A 14,694-nucleotide genomic window follows, 5' to 3' on the forward strand; every position below is an offset into this window, starting at 1 on the left:
CACCGATCCGCAACGCGGAGTAATCAGTGACCGGTACACCCCGGGAAACACGCAGAGTGATGGGATAGGCGTCTGTTCAACGCGTTGCCCGGCCCCCTGGGGAGGCGAGGGAGGCGTAGACGTCGATCAGGCGCTTGGTGATCACGTCGGGGTGGAACGTGCGCTCGTAGCGGCTCCTCGCCGCCCCGGCCGACAGGGGCGCCTCGGCAGAGGCCAGCGGCAACGCGGAGGCCAGCGCGTCGACCTCCGGCGCCACCACCCAGCCGGCCTCGCCGCGCTGCACCCCGGTCGGCAACGACACTCGGCCGTCGCCGGGCGCGGCGGTCGCCACCTCGGCCGGGCCGGTGCCGGCGGGCTCTCGTGGGGAGTCCGCGCCGACCAGGTACGGGATGCCACCGAGCGCGGTGCCGAGCACCGGGCGGCCGGCGGCCAGCGCCTCGATGATCACGGTGGGCAGCACGTCGTGCCAGGTGGACGTGGCCAGCACCACCGCGCTGTCGGCGAGCACGGCGCGTACCCCCGGGCGGTCGAGCTGGCCCAGATAGAGCACGTCGGGCCGCTCGGCGGCGGCCGCCTCGGCCAGCGGTCGCAGCTCGCCGTCACCGGCGATCCGCAGCGGGCCGAGCGCGCCCACCGGGTGCCGCCGCCACGCCGAGAGCAGCAGCTCCAGCCCCTTCTCCGGGCTGAGCCGGCCCATGAACAGGAAGCCGTTCCCGGGCGGCACCGGGGTCCCCGGGTCCGGCACCGCGTTCGGCTTGACCACGATCCGCTCGTCCGGGATGCCGTAGTCGCGCAGATGGTCGGCGACGGCCGTGGTGAGCGCGATGTAGCGGTCCACCGACTTCCAGGTGGGGCGGTGCACGGCGAGCGTGGTGGCCATCAGCGCGCTCTGCGCGCGGGAGTCGCGGTAGCAGCGGTGCACGATCGCCGGCACCCCCAGCGACCGGCCGCGGCAGTCCTGGCAGATCACGCCGTCGCGGAAGTAGAGGCCGGAGGAGCAGACCTGCCGGTAGTTGTGCACCGTCTGCACCACAGGCACGCCGCGCTTGTGCGCGGTCCGCACCACCCAGGGCGAGAGCAGCGGGTACGGGTTGTGCAGGTGCAGCACGTCCGGCCGGTGCTCGACCAGCAGGCGGTCGAGGTCGTGCTGGGCCTTCGGCGCCCAGATCGGCGAGATCGGCAGCAGCGCCTTGGCCGGCTTCGACATCGACGGGATCTCGTCGGAGCTGCGCAGGAACGGCAGCACCTCCACGCGCGCCGCGGTGAGCTGGGCGATCTCCGCGTCGACGATGGTGTTCTCACCGGACGGCTGGGCTTCCCGGTACCGGTTGTGCGCCACCACGATTCTCACGGGAGAAAAGGCTACCGTTGTCCCGTGCCTGAACTACCGGAGGTGGAAGCGCTCGCCGGTTACCTGCGCGAGCGGGCGGTCGGCCGGCGTGTCGAGCGGTTCGAGGTGGCCTCGATCAATGCGCTCAAGACGTACGACCCGCCGCCGAGCGCGGTGGCCGGCCGCACGGTCACCGGCGCGGGCCGGCACGGCAAGTTCCTGGATGTCCGTTTCGGCGACGACCTGCACCTGGTGGTCCACCTGGCCCGGGCGGGCTGGCTGCACTACCGGGAAGCCTTCCCGTCGGCGACACCGCTGCGGCCCGGCAAGGGCCCGATCGCGGTGCGGCTACGCCTCGACGACGGCTCCGGGTTCGACCTGACCGAGGCCGGCACGCAGAAGAAGCTGGCCGCCTATCTGGTCACCGACCCGGCCCTGGTGCCGGGCGTGGCGAAGCTGGGCCCGGACGCGCTGGCTGCCGACCTGCCCACGTTCGTCGAGCGGCTGCGCAGCCGCCGGGGGCAGGTCAAGGGCGTGCTGACCGACCAGTCGGTGCTGTCCGGCGTGGGCAACGCGTACTCGGACGAGATCCTGCACGCGGCGCGGCTCTCGCCGTTCGCGATCACCGATCGACTGACCGACGAGCAGCTCGCTGGATTGCACGCGGCGACCCGGGCGGTGCTCGGCGACGCGGTGCGACGGTCGGCGGGGCAGCGGGCCGCGGAGTTGAAGGGCGAGAAGCGCTCGGGCCTCAAGGTGCACGCCCGGAAGGGCCTGCCGTGTCCGGTCTGTGGTGACACCGTGCGGGAGGTGTCGTTCGCCGACTCCAGCCTCCAGTACTGCCCCACCTGCCAGACCGGCGGCAAGCCGTTGGCTGACCGAAGGTTGTCCCGCCTCGTACGGTGAGTAATCGCACCGGCCGATTACTGAGCGGAATCAGCCGGGGATCGCGGAAGGTCCCACTCGGCGGCTCTACCCGAGCCGTCATCCATCGGTATAGTGGCTCGGTCCCCGGCTTCACAACTGACTGGGAGCCGGCCAGATCCCACCCGAACGCGTGGGAGACTGGAACGGTGAGCGACCCGGGTCCTCACGGCGAGTGAGGGAACGGGTCATGCGGGAGGACATGGGTTGAGGTGACGACAAGCCTCCAGCGCCCGGTAACCGACACAGGCCGGAGCAAGAGCGTGCGGCACGTCGACAGCTTTGAGATCCAGCCGCCGACACCGCCGTCCCACAACGGCGTACCCCGGTCGGGGTGGGCTCGCGCCCGGCGTCGGGTCTCCCGCTGGCACCGCCCCTACATCGCGATCCTGCTGCTGCTCGACTTCGGAGCGGCGGCCCTGGCCAGCTTCCTGGCCGTGCAGATCTTCGAGCAGGCGGACTCCGGCTTCAAGAACTCACCGCAGGTGTGGTTCTACACGGTGGCGTTCCTGCTGCTGCCGCTCGGCTGGGTGCTCATCCTCTGGGGCAACCGGGCGTACGACCGGCGCTACCTGGGTCTCGGCCCGGACGAGTACAAGCGGGTGATCCGCTCCGGCGTGGCGGTCGCCGCCACCGTGTCGTTCCTGGCGTTCGCCACGGTGACGTCGCTGTCCCGGTGGACGGTCGGCTTCGCGCTGCTCGGCGCCCTGATGCTGATCCTCCTCGGCCGGATGATCGCGCGGGGCAGCCTGCACGCGCTGCGCCGCCGGATCGGGCAGGCCGGGCACCGGATGGTCCTGGTCGGCACGCTGCCGGAGTGCCTGGAGGTCTTCACCACGGTCACCCGCAACCCGGGTGTCGGTCTGGTGCCGGTGGCCATCCACCTGACCGACGGGTACGCGGCCGCCCGCGGCCTGGAGACCCCGGTCCCGGTCTACGCCGGTCGTGACGTGCTGGCCCTGGTCCGCGAGGTCGGCGGGGACACCATCGCGGTCTGCGGCTCGGCCAGCGCCGAGCCGGGTGAGCTGCGTCGGCTGGCCTGGCAGTTGGAGGGCTCCGGCGTCGACCTGGTGGTCGCGCCACAGCTCACCGACATCGCCGGCCCCCGGGTGCACATCCGCCCGATCGAGGGCCTGCCGCTGCTGCACGTCGAGGAGCCGACGCTCTCCGGCCCGGCGCTGCTGCTCAAGAGCCTGATGGACCGGGTCGCGTCCGGGCTGGGTCTGCTGCTGCTCTCCCCACTCTTCCTGGCCGTCGCGCTCGCCATCCGGATCTCCGACCCCGGCCCGGTGTTCTTCCGCCAGTCCCGGGTGGGGCACGAGGGGCGCACCTTCCGGGTCTGGAAGTTCCGCACCATGTACGTGGACGCCGAGGAGCGCCTGGCCGGTCTGGTCGACCAGAACGAGACCGACGGCATGATGTTCAAGATGAAGCAGGATCCCCGGGTCTTCCCGGTGGGCCGCTTCCTGCGGGCGTCGTCGCTCGACGAGCTGCCCCAGTTGATCAACGTGCTCTGGGGCGAGATGTCGCTCGTCGGCCCGCGCCCGCTGCCCGCCGACGACGGCGACTTCCTGGGCGACGTCCGGCGCCGGCTGCTGGTGCGGCCGGGCATGACCGGGCTGTGGCAGGTCTCCGGCCGCTCCGACCTCTCCTGGGACGAGGCGGTCCGGCTCGACCTCTACTACGTCGACAACTGGTCGCTGGCGTACGACCTGAGCATCCTGTGGCGGACCGTCGGGGTGGTGCTCGCCCGCAAGGGCGCGTACTAGCCTTCCCGGGGTGGGTGCCAACCTCTCGGCGGTCTTCGCGGTCGTCTCGCTGGTCACGGCGCTGGCCGCGGCGCTCTGGGCGGTGCTGCGGCTGCGTGCCCGCCGGGGCATCGCCACCGCGACCCAGCGGGCCACCTACGAGGTGCTGCACACCGCCGGCCTGGCCGCCGAGCCGCTGCGGGCCGGCCTGAGCGCGGCGGGCGCGGCGAAGGCCGTACGCCACCTGCGGGCCCTGGTGGGCGCGGCCGGGTTGGCGCTGACGGACCGGGACGTGCTGCTGGCCGTCGACGGCAGCGGCGCGCACCACGGCGACCAACTGACCGCGGCGGCCCGGCGGGTGGTCGAGGGCGGGCGCTCGACGGTGCTCCAGGAGTCGGAGCTGCACTGCGACCTGGTCGACTGCCCGGTACGCGGCGCGGTGGTGGCGCCGCTGAGCGCGGAGGGCCGGGTGGTCGGCGCGCTGGTCGCGGTGGCCGACGAGCGGCCGGCGCCGGGCCTGGTGCAGGCGACGCTGGAGACCGCGCACTGGGCGGGTGACCAGCTCGCCCTGGCCGAGCTGGACTCGTCGCGGGAGCGGCTGGCCCGGGCCGAGGTGCGCGCGCTGCGCGCGCAGATCAGCCCGCACTTCATCTACAACGCGCTCACCGCGATCGGCTCGTTCGTGCGCACCGACCCGGAGCGGGCCCGCGAGCTCATCCTGGAGTTCGCCGAGTTCACCCGCTACTCGTTCCGGGCGCACGGCGAGTTCACCACGTTGGCCGAGGAGTTGCGGTCGATCGACCGCTACCTGACCATCGAACGCGCCCGGTTCGGCGAGCGGCTCCAGGTGCGCCTGCAGATCGCCCCGGAGGTGCTGCCGGTGACGCTGCCGTTCCTCTGCCTCCAGCCGTTGGTGGAGAACGCGGTCCGGCACGGGTTGTCCCGCAAGCCGGGCACCGGCATGGTGAGCATCGAGGCCCGGGACGCGGGCGCCGAGTGTCACATCACGGTGGAGGACGACGGAGTGGGGATGGATCCGACCACGCTGACCGCGGGCATCGCGGAGGTGTCCGGCGTCGGCAGCGACCCGACCGACGACCCGGGGCAGCACGTCGGCCTCTCCAACGTCGACGAGCGGCTGCGGTCGGCGTTCGGGGACCGCTTCGGCCTGGTCGTCGAGACCGGCCTGGGTTCGGGTACGAAGGTCAGCATGCGGGTGCCGAAGTTCCATCCCGGCGTCCGGGTCTCCTCATGACGGTTACCGGCACCGGTTTCCTTCGGGTGCTGGCGGTGGACGACGAGCCACCGGCCCTGGACGAGCTGGCCTACCATCTGCGCGCCGATCCCCGGGTGGCCCGGCTGCACACGGCCGGCGACGCGACCGAGGCGCTGCGGGTGCTCCGCGACGACGACGTGGACGTGGTCTTCCTCGACATCCGGATGCCCGGGCTGGACGGCATGGAGCTGGCCCGGGTGCTGCGCCGGTTCGCCCGCCCCCCGGCGATCGTCTTCGTCACCGCGTACGACGACGGCGCGGTGGACGCGTTCGACCTGGGCGCCACGGACTACGTGCGCAAGCCGGTACGCGCCGAGCGGCTGGCCGAGTCGCTGCGCCGGGTGATGGGATCCCGGGTGGTGCCGTCGCATCCGGCCGCGCTGGCGAGGGCGGAGGAGGATCCCACCATCCCGGTCGAGTTGGCCGGCACCACCCGGATGCTGCCCCGCTCGGCGGTGCGGTGGGTGGAGGCGCAGGGCGACTACGCCCGGCTGCACACCGCGGAGGGCTCGCACCTGGTCCGGGTCTCCCTGGCCACGCTCGCCGAGCGGTGGGCGGACGCGGGTTTCGTCCGGGTCCACCGCTCCTATCTGGTGCAGTTGCGACTCATCGCCGAGCTGCGGCTGGTCAACTCCGGCTACGTGGTGGTGATCGACGGGACCGAACTGCCGGTGAGTCGCCGGCACACCCGGGAGCTGAAGGACAAACTGGTGCGCGCCGCCAAGCAGGACTGGGGTCGCTGAATCCACAGTCGAATTCGCCGTTACGGCTGATCGACGCGTGTCACACCTCGTACCTATCCTTGCCGAGCCGATCCCGAACGGGGCGCGGGGGGCGGTGTGGGCGGAGCCTGCGCGGGGTCGCCCCACCACGCTCACGTTGGGACGCAGATGCGTTTTTCCCTCGCACGTCGTGCCGCCACCGCGGCCGTCGTCGCCGGTTTCCTCGTCCTGCCCGGGTCAGCCCCGGCGCAGGCCGCGGAGACCAGCACGGTCAGCGGACGGCTGACCACCAGCGCCGGTGCCGGCGCCGCCGACGCCCAGGTCGAGGTCTTCGACGCCGACAGCTATGCCACCGCCGGCTGGACCACCACCGACGGCGACGGCCGGTGGTCGGTCGGCGGACTGGAAGCCGGGCGCTACATCGTCGGCTTCCACCCGGTCGGCCAACCGGACCAGTACTACCGGCAACAGACCCAGATCTGGGACGCCGACCCGGTGACCGTCGGCAGCGGCGAGACCGCCACGGCCGACGACCAACTCCGCGCCACCGGGCTGCTCACCGGGCGGATCACCGACGCCGGCGGCGCGCCCGTCGCCTGGCTCAGCGTCTTCGCCGACCAGCCCGACAACTCCGCGCACGCCTACGGGTCGACCGACGAGGACGGCCGCTTCCGGATCGCGGCGACACCCGGCTCCTACACCCTGTCCTTCCGGCCGATCGAGGGTTCCTACCAGACCCAGTACGCCCCCGGAAAGCTCGACGAGGTCGACGCCGGCCGCTACCGGGTGACCGCCGACGAGGAGACCGTGGTCGAGGAGACTGTGCTGCCCACCGGCAGCCTGACCGGCCGCTTCACCACCACGGCCGGCGCGCCGCTCGCCTCCGCCCAGGTCGCGGTCAACACCGCCAACATGTACGGCGGGGTCGACGCCGTGACCGGGGCCGACGGCACCTTCACCGTCCCGGCGCTGCTGGCCGGCTCCTACAAGGTGCGCTTCGAGTCCGGCGAGCGGACGCAGTACTACCGCGGCAAGCTCGACTACGCCGACGCCAACCTCGTGGTCGTGCGGGGCGGCCAGCGGACCCGGATCGCCGACGCGCTGCTCGGCACCGGCTCCGTGCGGGTTCGTGCCGTCGACTCGGTGAGCGGGGCGCCGGTGGCCGACTTCTGCGTCGAGTCGGAGGAGACGTGCAGCCGGGGCACCGGGGCCGTCACCCTCACCGGCCTGCCGCAGGGCCGGCACGAGATCTACGTCTACACGCCGGACCGCCTGCACTTCGCCCGCCGCATCACGGTGCGGGTAGTGGCCGGCGAGACGACCGAGGTCGCTCCGCAGCTGCGCCCTGGCGCGCTCGTCAGCACCACGATCGTCGACCGGGCCACCGGACGGCCGGTGGCCGACGTCTGCCTCGACGCCTTCCTGCCCAAACAGGCCGGATTGGTGGACGGGCACGGCAACTGCAGCGACCAGGGCGGCCGGATCAAGGTCGGTCCGCTGGTCGCCGGCTCCTACCGGCTCTTCGCCGACCCGGGCGACGCCCCCTACGGTCGGCAGTGGGTGGGCGCCGAGGGCGGCACCGGTGACGAGCGGCAGGCTGCGACCGTCACCGCGACCGTCGGCACGGTGACCTCCGGGCCGCAGGTCCGGCTCGACCCGGCCGGCCGGATCACCGGCACGGTCACCGACGCGGCCACGGGCAAGCCCGCGAAGTCGGTCGACGTCTCGGTGCTGACCGGCCACCCCGGCGTGGGCGTCAACGACGCGACCACCGACGACCAGGGCCGCTACACGCTCGACCGGCTGGGCCCGTACGACTGGCCGGTGGTGTTCAGCGCCCACCCGTACGCCGCCCACTGGTCCGGTGACGCGGTCAGCCGCTACACCGCCACTCCGGTGACGGTGACCGCCGGGGGAACCGCGACACACGACACCGCCATGCGCGCCGGCAGCACGGTGACCGGCACGTTCACCAACCCGGACGGCGCGCCGTTCACAGGCGGCTATGTGATCGCGCGGAGCGCCGACACCGGCGACGTCGCCGGGTCCGGCTGGATGTCCGACGGCCGGTTCACGTTCCAGGTGACCGGTAGGCAGCGCGTCTACTTCACCTACAACGTCAGCTACGCCGGGCAGGACTACTCCGGCCGCTACCTGGTGACCAACCCGGACGGCACCCGCAAGCTCGGAGTGTTCGTCGTGCCGGCCGCCGGCGCGCTCACCGCGAACCTGACGGTCCCGACCAACTGATCCGGGCACGTGTGGGGCCGGCCCGGTCGGGCCGGCCCCGTACGTGGGGTCGTGCCGTGGCCCCGAGCTTCCGGATGACGTCAGAAGATGTCGGCGACCGGCAGGACGATCGGGAACGGGTGCTCGGTGCGGTAGGTGTCCGCCGCGGAGAGGACTGCCGACTCGCGGTAACCGGCCCCGACGTGCTCCAACACGGTGACGGTCTGCTTGCGCGGCTCCACGAGCCAGTAGCGCGGGATGCCGGCCACGCCGTATTCGTGGCGCTTGAGCACCAGGTCTCGGCCGGCGTTGCCGGGTGAGACGACCTCGACCACGAGCAGCACGTCGGCCGGGGCGAGCGCCGGGCCGCCCCGTTCCAGGGCGTCCTCGTGGGCGACGAAGAGGTCGGGCACGAAGTAGGAGGAGCGCTTCGCGCTGACCCCGACGTCCTGCCCGACGAACAGGCCACCTGGGGCCTGCCGGTCCAAGAGCCGGCGGAGGCGGTTGGCGATCGCCCCGTGGCGGACGTCCGCGTGTGGGGACACGAGCAGGCTCCCGTCGAAGATCTCGTAGTCCTGGCCGTCCTCGGGGAGGTCCTGGAGGTCGTCGACCGTCCAGGCGTCACCGCTGCCGGGCCGTGCCGGGCTGGTCACTGTCACACCTCCTCTCTACCGGCTCACCCTGACATCCGGTCCGGTCGTCCACAACGACTCCACGCTCATCCACCGGGTTGTCCACAGGAGCGGCGGGTTATCCACAGGTTGTGCACAGGGCGTCCGTGCTGCGCTTGACATTCGCGCCGGGCAGGCGAGACTGCCGGGGATGACCGCAGCCGAGGAGTCGCAGGCGGCGGGCCGGCCGGTGGAGGCGGTCCCCAGCCCTCGCACGCCCCCGCAGCGGACCCGGATCGTGCTGGCCGAGGTGTCCCGCACCGGCAACCGGGCCGACCGCACCCGCTCCGAGCTGGCCCAGCAGACCCGGGTCGGCGAGACGCTGGTGCAGGGCCTGATGCGCGCCCAGCTCTCGCTCGCCCTCCGGCTGAGCCTGCTGGTGCTGATCGGGCTGGGCGGGCTGCCGTGGCTGTTCGCCATCGCGCCCACCGTCGGCCGGGTCACCGTGCTCGGGGTCAACCTGCCGTGGCTGCTGCTCGGGGTGGCCGCCTTCCCGTTCCTGATCGTCGTCGGCTGGGCGTACGTGCGGCTGGCGGAACGCAACGAGCAGGACTTCGTCGACCTGGTCCAGCGGCCGGAGCGCTGATGGGCAACGGCTACGTGGTCCCGGCGATCGTCGCGGTCACCCTGGTCACCGTCGGCATCGGCTTCTACGGGCTGCGGCTGGCCCGCACCACCTCCGACTTCCTTGTCGCGTCCCGGGCGGTCAGCCCGACCTGGAACGCGGCCGCGATCGGCGGGGAATACCTGTCCGCGGCGAGCTTCCTCGGCGTGGCCGGGCTGATCCTCAAGTACGGCGTGGACGTGCTCTGGTACCCGGTCGGCTTCGCCGCCGGCTACCTGGCGCTGCTGCTGTTCGTGGCCGCGCCGCTGCGCCGCTCCGGAGCGTTCACCCTGCCGGACTTCTGCGAGGTGCGGCTCGACTCGCGCCGGCTGCGCACGCTCGCCACCGTCTTCGTGATCTTCATCGGCTGGCTCTACCTGGTGCCGCAGTTGCAGGGCGCCGGGCTGACCCTGGCCACGCTGACCGGCTCGCCCTACCCGGTCGGTGCGCTGCTGGTGGCCGTGGTGGTGACCGCCAACGTGGCGCTGGGCGGCATGCGGGCGATCACCTTCGTGCAGGCGTTCCAATACTGGTTGAAGCTGACCGCGCTCGCCGTACCCGCGATCTTCCTGGCGTTGCAGTGGCAGGCCGACGCCCGCCCGGCGGTGACGCCGCCCGACGGGCCGGCGTTCCGGACCGCGACCACCGTGGTCGTCGAGCACCGCGCCACGCTCACCCTGCCCGACGGCGACGTCCGGGAGGTACGCCCCGGCGACCGCCTCGACTTCGCCGCCGGCGACCCGGTGCCGGAGGTGTCCGGCGCGGCCATCGCCGCCACCGACTGGCTGCTGCCGGACACCGCCGGGGACGACGACCGCAGCCTGTTCGCGACCTACTCGCTGATCCTGGCCACGTTCCTGGGCACCATGGGGTTGCCGCACGTGCTGGTGCGCTTCTACACCAACCCCGACGGCGCCGCCGCCCGGCGCACCACGCTCGTCGTGCTGGCGCTGGTCGGCGTCTTCTACCTGCTGCCCACGATCTACGGCGTGCTGGGCCGCATCTACACCCCGCAACTGCTGGTCACCGGCCAGACCGACGCCGTGGTGGTGCTGCTGCCCGGCGCGGCGCTCGGCGACGGCGCGACCGGCCGGCTGCTCGCCGCGCTGGTCGCCGCCGGAGCGTTCGCGGCCTTCCTCTCCACCTCGTCCGGCCTGCTCACCAGCGTGGCCGGGGTGATCTCCACGGATGTGCTGGGCCGCGGCTCGGTACGCGGCTTCCGGCTCGCCACGGTGATCGCCGGCGCGGTGCCGGCGGTGCTCGCGTTGAACGTCTCCGGGCTGGACGTCTCGCAGGTGGTGGGGCTGGCCTTCGCTGTCGCCGCGTCGAGCTTCTGCCCGCTGCTGGTGCTGGGCATCTGGTGGCGCGGGCTGACCGACCTGGGTGCCGCCGCCGGGGTGCTGGTCGGCGGCGGGGCGGCGATCGGCGCGGTGCTGCTCACCGTGCTCGGGCCGCCGCTGAGCGGGTGGCCGGCGACGCTCACCACCCAGCCGGCCGCGTGGACGGTGCCGCTGGCGTTCACCGTGATGGTGCTGGTCTCGATGGCCAGCCGCCGTCGCCTGCCCCGCGACGTCGGCACCACCATGCTCCGGCTGCACACCCCGGAGTCGCTGCGCCTGTGAGCGCGTACCCCTCAGGTATGACGGGAAGATCGTCCTGCGGCCGGAGTGCGGGCTGGCCGGGGCGGGCTACCGTCGAGTGCATGACCGATCAGCACCCGGCCCTGCACCTCCGTGGCCTGGCCAAGCGCTTCGACACCAAGGTCGCGGTGGCCGGTGTCGACCTGGCCGTGCCGACCGGCTCGTTCTACGGCCTGCTCGGCCCGAACGGGGCCGGCAAGACCACGACCCTCTCCATGGCCGTCGGCCTGCTGCGGCCCGACGCCGGCGAGGCCCGGGTCCTCGGGTACGACGTCTGGGCCGACCCGGTGCGCGCGAAGAGCCTGCTCGGCGTGATGCCGGACGGCGTACGCCTCTTCGACCGGCTGAGCGGGGCGGAGCTGCTGGCGTACCACGGTCTGTTGCGCGGCATGGACCCGGCGGTGGTCGACCAGCGGGCGGCGGAGCTGCTCGACGTGCTGGCGCTCACCGACGCGGGCCGCACGCTCGTGGTCGACTACTCGGCCGGCATGAAGAAGAAGATCGGCCTGGCCTGCGCGCTGCTGCACGGCCCGCGCCTGCTGGTGCTCGACGAGCCGTTCGAGGCGGTCGACCCGGTCTCGGCCGCGCTGATCCGGGACATCCTGCACCGCTACGTGACCGGCGGCGGCACGGTGGTCTTCTCCAGTCACGTGATGGAGGTGGTCGAGCGGCTCTGCTCGCACGTGGCGATCCTGGCCGACGGCACCATCAAGCGGGTCGGCACGCTGGCCGAGGTGCGCGGCGACCGCTCGCTGGAGGACGTGTTCGTCGAGGTCGTCGGCGGCCGGACCGCTACCGGCGAGGAGCTGTCGTGGCTGTCCCGGTGACCGCCACCGAGCGGCCGCTCGGGACCGTCCCGCCCCGCCACTTCGTCCGGCTGAAGCTGCGGGTGCTCGGCAACAACTTCCGCGGCCAGGCGTGGCGGATCGCGTTGTTCGTGGTGGGTGTGCTGGTCGGGCTCTGGTTCGCCGCGGGCGGTTTCCTCCTGTTGGCCGCGCCCGGCCTGGCCGGCGAGCCCCGGTACGCGCTGATGACCGCCGCGTTCGGCGGCGGCGTGCTGACGCTCGGTTGGCTGCTGCTGCCGCTTGTCTTCTTCGGTGTGGACGAGACGCTGGACCCGGCCCGGTTCGCGCTGCTGCCGCTCTCCCGCCGCACCCTGGTCACCGGGCTGCTGGCCGCCGCCCTGATCAGCGTCCCCGCGGTGGCCACGGTGCTGACCGTGGCCGGGCTGGTGGTCACCGCCGGCGCGCTGGGCGGGTGGGTGGCCGCGCTGCTCGGCGCGGCCGGGGTGGTCGTCGGGGTGCTGGTCTGCGTGGCCGGGGCCCGCGCGGTGACCAGCGCGTTCGCCACCATGCTGCGGTCCCGTCGGGTACGCGACCTGGCCGCCGTCCTGCTCGCGGTGCTGGCCGCCCTGCTCGGTCCGCTGCAACTGCTCGTGCTCGCCGCGGTGCGGAACGCCGACTGGGACCGGCTGGCCGGGGTGGCCCGGGTGGTGGGCTGGACGCCGTTCGGCGCGCCCTGGACGGTAGGCGTGGACGTGGCCGAGGGCCGGGCCGGCGCGGCGGTGGTGAAGCTGCTGATCGGCGTGGCCACGCTCGGCGTACTCCTGCTCTGGTGGTCGCGGTCGCTGGAGTCGGCGATGGTCGGCGCGGTGAGCGCCGGGCCGGCGAAGGCCCCGCGTGGCGCGGTCGGCGGCGCGGTCGCGCAGCTCTTCCCACGCGCGGTCGGCTGGGCGCGGCGGGACCGGTTCGGCGCGCTGGTGGCTCGCGAGTGCCGCTACTGGTGGCGGGACGCCCGACGGCGGGCCAACCTGATCACCGTCGCGGTGGTCGGCGTGTTCGTGCCGGTGATGGTCAACCTGGGTGGCGCCTCGTTCAGCACCGAAGCCGGCACGTCGTTCGGCGAGTCCGCCGCCGACCCGTCCCCGGTGCTGGTCAGCATCTCCATGGTCTTCGTCGGGGTGCTCGCCTCGGTGACGCTTGCCAACCAGTTCGGTTTCGACGGCAGCGCGTACGCCGCGAACCTGGTCGCCGGCGTGCCCGGGCGGGTGGAGCTGCGCGCCCGGATGGCGGCGTTCTCGCTCTACGTGGTGCCGATCCTGCTTGTGGTCGCGGTGGTGCTGGGCACCGTGCTGGGGCGACCGGAGTGGCTCGGGGTGATGGCCGGCGCGCTGTTCGCCGCGTACGGCTGCGGGCTGGCGATCAACAGCTTCATCTCGGTGCTGGGCGCCTATTCGCTGCCCGAGACGAGCAACCCGTTCGCCATGAACACCGGCGCGGGGATCGCGAAGAGCATGTTCACGCTGCTGTCCATGCTCTCCTCGACGGTGGCGGCGGTGCCGTTCGTGGTGGCCGCCGGCCTGCTCGGCGACGTCTGGCTGTGGCTGGCGCTGCCGGTCGGCCTGGCGTACGGCCTGGGCGCGGCGCTGCTCGGCGCGTACCTGGCCGGGGACGCGCTGGACCGCCGGCAGCCGGAGCTGCTGGCCGCGGTCACGCCGAGACGCTGATGCCTGTCGTCGAGGCGGTCGTCACCGTGCCGGTCCCGCCGGAGCTGGCGTTCGCCGTCTCCCAGACCGTCGCCCCGGTGCGCTACCGGTGGGACCCGTTCGTCCGGGAGCAGCACTTCGAGGACGGCGCGACCCGGCCGGGTCGGGGCGTGCGCACCTTCACCCGTTCCCGGCACGGCCTGACCATGGTCAGCGAATACGTCTCCTGGGCGCCGCCGACGAACGTGGGCATGAAGATGGTCCGCGGGCCGTGGTTCTTCGAACGGTTCGGCGGCGGGTGGCGCTTCGCGCCCGGCCCGCAGCCGGGCACCACGGTGGCCACCTGGCGCTACAACTTCCGGTGCCGCCCGGCCTTCCTGCGGCCGGTGGCCGAGCGGGTCGGCGTCTGGCTGCTGGGCCGGGACATCCGCCGCCGCATCGCCGGGTACGCGGCCGGCTGCGCCGACCCGGAGGTGCTGGCGGCCGCCCGCCGCTCCCTGCCCGGCTAGAGCGTGTCGGGTAGGTCCCGGGGGAGTGGATCGACGGTGAGATTGAGGAGCTCCAGACCGGCGACGGGCTCGAAGCCGATGGCGGTGTAGAGCTTCAGGGCCGGGCTGTTGTCCGACTCGGTCTGAAGTGACACGCGGAGAGCGCCGGCGACACGCGCGCCGTGAATGGCGTGGTGAAGGAGGGCGCTCGCGACGCCGGTGCGGCGATGGTGCGCGGCCACGTAGAGGTCGCGGATCGACCATGCGGTGCCCAGCCTGAGCGACGCCGGCATGGTCGCCATGGTGATGAAGCCGCAGACCTGATCGGCCCGGATGGCTGCGGCGACGGCGAGCCGGTGCTGTCCGAGCTGGTCGCGGAGCCAGGAGGCGGTGCCCGCCGGGGACGACGGCTGACCGTAGTGCACCCGGTAGGCGTCGAACAGGCTGGCTACCTGGTCGAACGCCGGGTGGTCCGGGACTACGCGCACGATGGTCGTCACGCCGCAAGTGTGGCCGACTGAGTGGCCGGAAGTCAGCGCTCGACGAGGCTCTACTTTTGGGCGGTATGACTGGGAGT

13 protein-coding genes are annotated in these 14,694 nt (G+C 72.9%); 10 read left to right on the forward strand and 3 right to left on the reverse strand.

Going from position 1 to position 14,694, the window contains the following annotated elements; translation table 11 throughout:
- Window positions 1–76: 76 nt before the first annotated feature.
- Window positions 77–1,351 carry a glycosyltransferase family 4 protein gene (locus ACIA5A_RS11470; protein ID WP_396759676.1) on the reverse strand — a complete coding sequence of 425 codons (1,275 nt, stop codon included), beginning with the start codon at window positions 1,349–1,351 and terminating at the stop codon, window positions 77–79.
- A gap of 24 nt (window positions 1,352–1,375) precedes the next feature.
- On the opposite strand from ACIA5A_RS11470, the gene ACIA5A_RS11475 reads away from it, so the two are divergent.
- The 5 genes from ACIA5A_RS11475 (at window position 1,376) to ACIA5A_RS11495 (ending at window position 8,250) form a co-directional block, all read left to right on the forward strand.
- Entirely contained in the window at window positions 1,376–2,236 is an 861-nt protein-coding gene (locus ACIA5A_RS11475) for an Fpg/Nei family DNA glycosylase (protein WP_396759679.1), read from the forward strand.
- A 281-nt stretch (window positions 2,237–2,517) separates the two neighbouring features.
- Window positions 2,518–4,023: a sugar transferase gene (locus ACIA5A_RS11480; protein WP_396759682.1), complete on the forward strand. Its 1,506-nt coding sequence runs from the start codon at window positions 2,518–2,520 to the stop codon at window positions 4,021–4,023.
- 10 nt (window positions 4,024–4,033) lie between these two features.
- Entirely contained in the window at window positions 4,034–5,257 is a 1,224-nt protein-coding gene (locus ACIA5A_RS11485; protein ID WP_396759685.1) for a sensor histidine kinase, read from the forward strand.
- Window positions 5,254–6,021, forward strand: coding sequence for a LytR/AlgR family response regulator transcription factor (locus tag ACIA5A_RS11490; protein ID WP_396759688.1), 768 nt, complete (start codon window positions 5,254–5,256; stop codon window positions 6,019–6,021). Before ACIA5A_RS11485 ends, ACIA5A_RS11490 begins: the two co-directional genes overlap by 4 nt.
- A 147-nt stretch (window positions 6,022–6,168) precedes the next feature.
- Window positions 6,169–8,250, forward strand: coding sequence for a carboxypeptidase regulatory-like domain-containing protein (locus ACIA5A_RS11495; RefSeq protein WP_396759691.1), 2,082 nt, complete (start codon window positions 6,169–6,171; stop codon window positions 8,248–8,250).
- A gap of 80 nt (window positions 8,251–8,330) precedes the next feature.
- Here ACIA5A_RS11495 and ACIA5A_RS11500 read toward each other — a convergent pair whose 3' ends face one another.
- The gene (locus ACIA5A_RS11500; RefSeq protein ID WP_396759694.1) at window positions 8,331–8,882 is read right to left on the reverse strand and encodes a Uma2 family endonuclease; all 552 of its coding nucleotides are present in this window, start codon (window positions 8,880–8,882) and stop codon (window positions 8,331–8,333) included.
- A 169-nt stretch (window positions 8,883–9,051) separates the two neighbouring features.
- On the opposite strand from ACIA5A_RS11500, the gene ACIA5A_RS11505 reads away from it, so the two are divergent.
- The 5 genes from ACIA5A_RS11505 (at window position 9,052) to ACIA5A_RS11525 (ending at window position 14,138) form a co-directional block, all read left to right on the forward strand.
- Entirely contained in the window at window positions 9,052–9,486 is a 435-nt protein-coding gene (locus ACIA5A_RS11505) for a hypothetical protein (protein WP_396759697.1), read from the forward strand.
- Window positions 9,486–11,126: a cation acetate symporter gene (locus tag ACIA5A_RS11510; RefSeq protein ID WP_396759700.1), complete on the forward strand. Its 1,641-nt coding sequence runs from the start codon at window positions 9,486–9,488 to the stop codon at window positions 11,124–11,126. Before ACIA5A_RS11505 ends, ACIA5A_RS11510 begins: the two co-directional genes overlap by 1 nt.
- 80 nt (window positions 11,127–11,206) lie before the next feature.
- Entirely contained in the window at window positions 11,207–11,971 is a 765-nt protein-coding gene (locus ACIA5A_RS11515; RefSeq protein ID WP_396759703.1) for an ABC transporter ATP-binding protein, read from the forward strand.
- Window positions 11,956–13,650, forward strand: a complete 1,695-nt coding sequence (locus ACIA5A_RS11520; RefSeq protein ID WP_396759706.1) for an ABC transporter permease — start codon at window positions 11,956–11,958, stop codon at window positions 13,648–13,650. The genes ACIA5A_RS11515 and ACIA5A_RS11520 overlap by 16 nt, the downstream gene beginning before the upstream one ends.
- Window positions 13,650–14,138 (forward strand): SRPBCC family protein, encoded by a 489-nt coding sequence (locus ACIA5A_RS11525; protein ID WP_396759709.1) that lies wholly within the window; start codon window positions 13,650–13,652, stop codon window positions 14,136–14,138. The genes ACIA5A_RS11520 and ACIA5A_RS11525 overlap by 1 nt, the downstream gene beginning before the upstream one ends.
- Here ACIA5A_RS11525 and ACIA5A_RS11530 read toward each other — a convergent pair.
- The gene (locus ACIA5A_RS11530) at window positions 14,135–14,617 is read right to left on the reverse strand and encodes a GNAT family N-acetyltransferase (protein ID WP_396759712.1); all 483 of its coding nucleotides are present in this window, start codon (window positions 14,615–14,617) and stop codon (window positions 14,135–14,137) included. The two genes, ACIA5A_RS11525 and ACIA5A_RS11530, sit on opposite strands and share 4 nt — an antisense overlap.
- Window positions 14,618–14,694: the final 77 nt, after the last annotated feature.

It is taken from the genome of Micromonospora sp. NPDC051300 (genome assembly GCF_044455315.1).
In the GTDB taxonomy this organism is placed as follows: domain Bacteria; phylum Actinomycetota; class Actinomycetes; order Mycobacteriales; family Micromonosporaceae; genus Micromonospora; species Micromonospora robiginosa.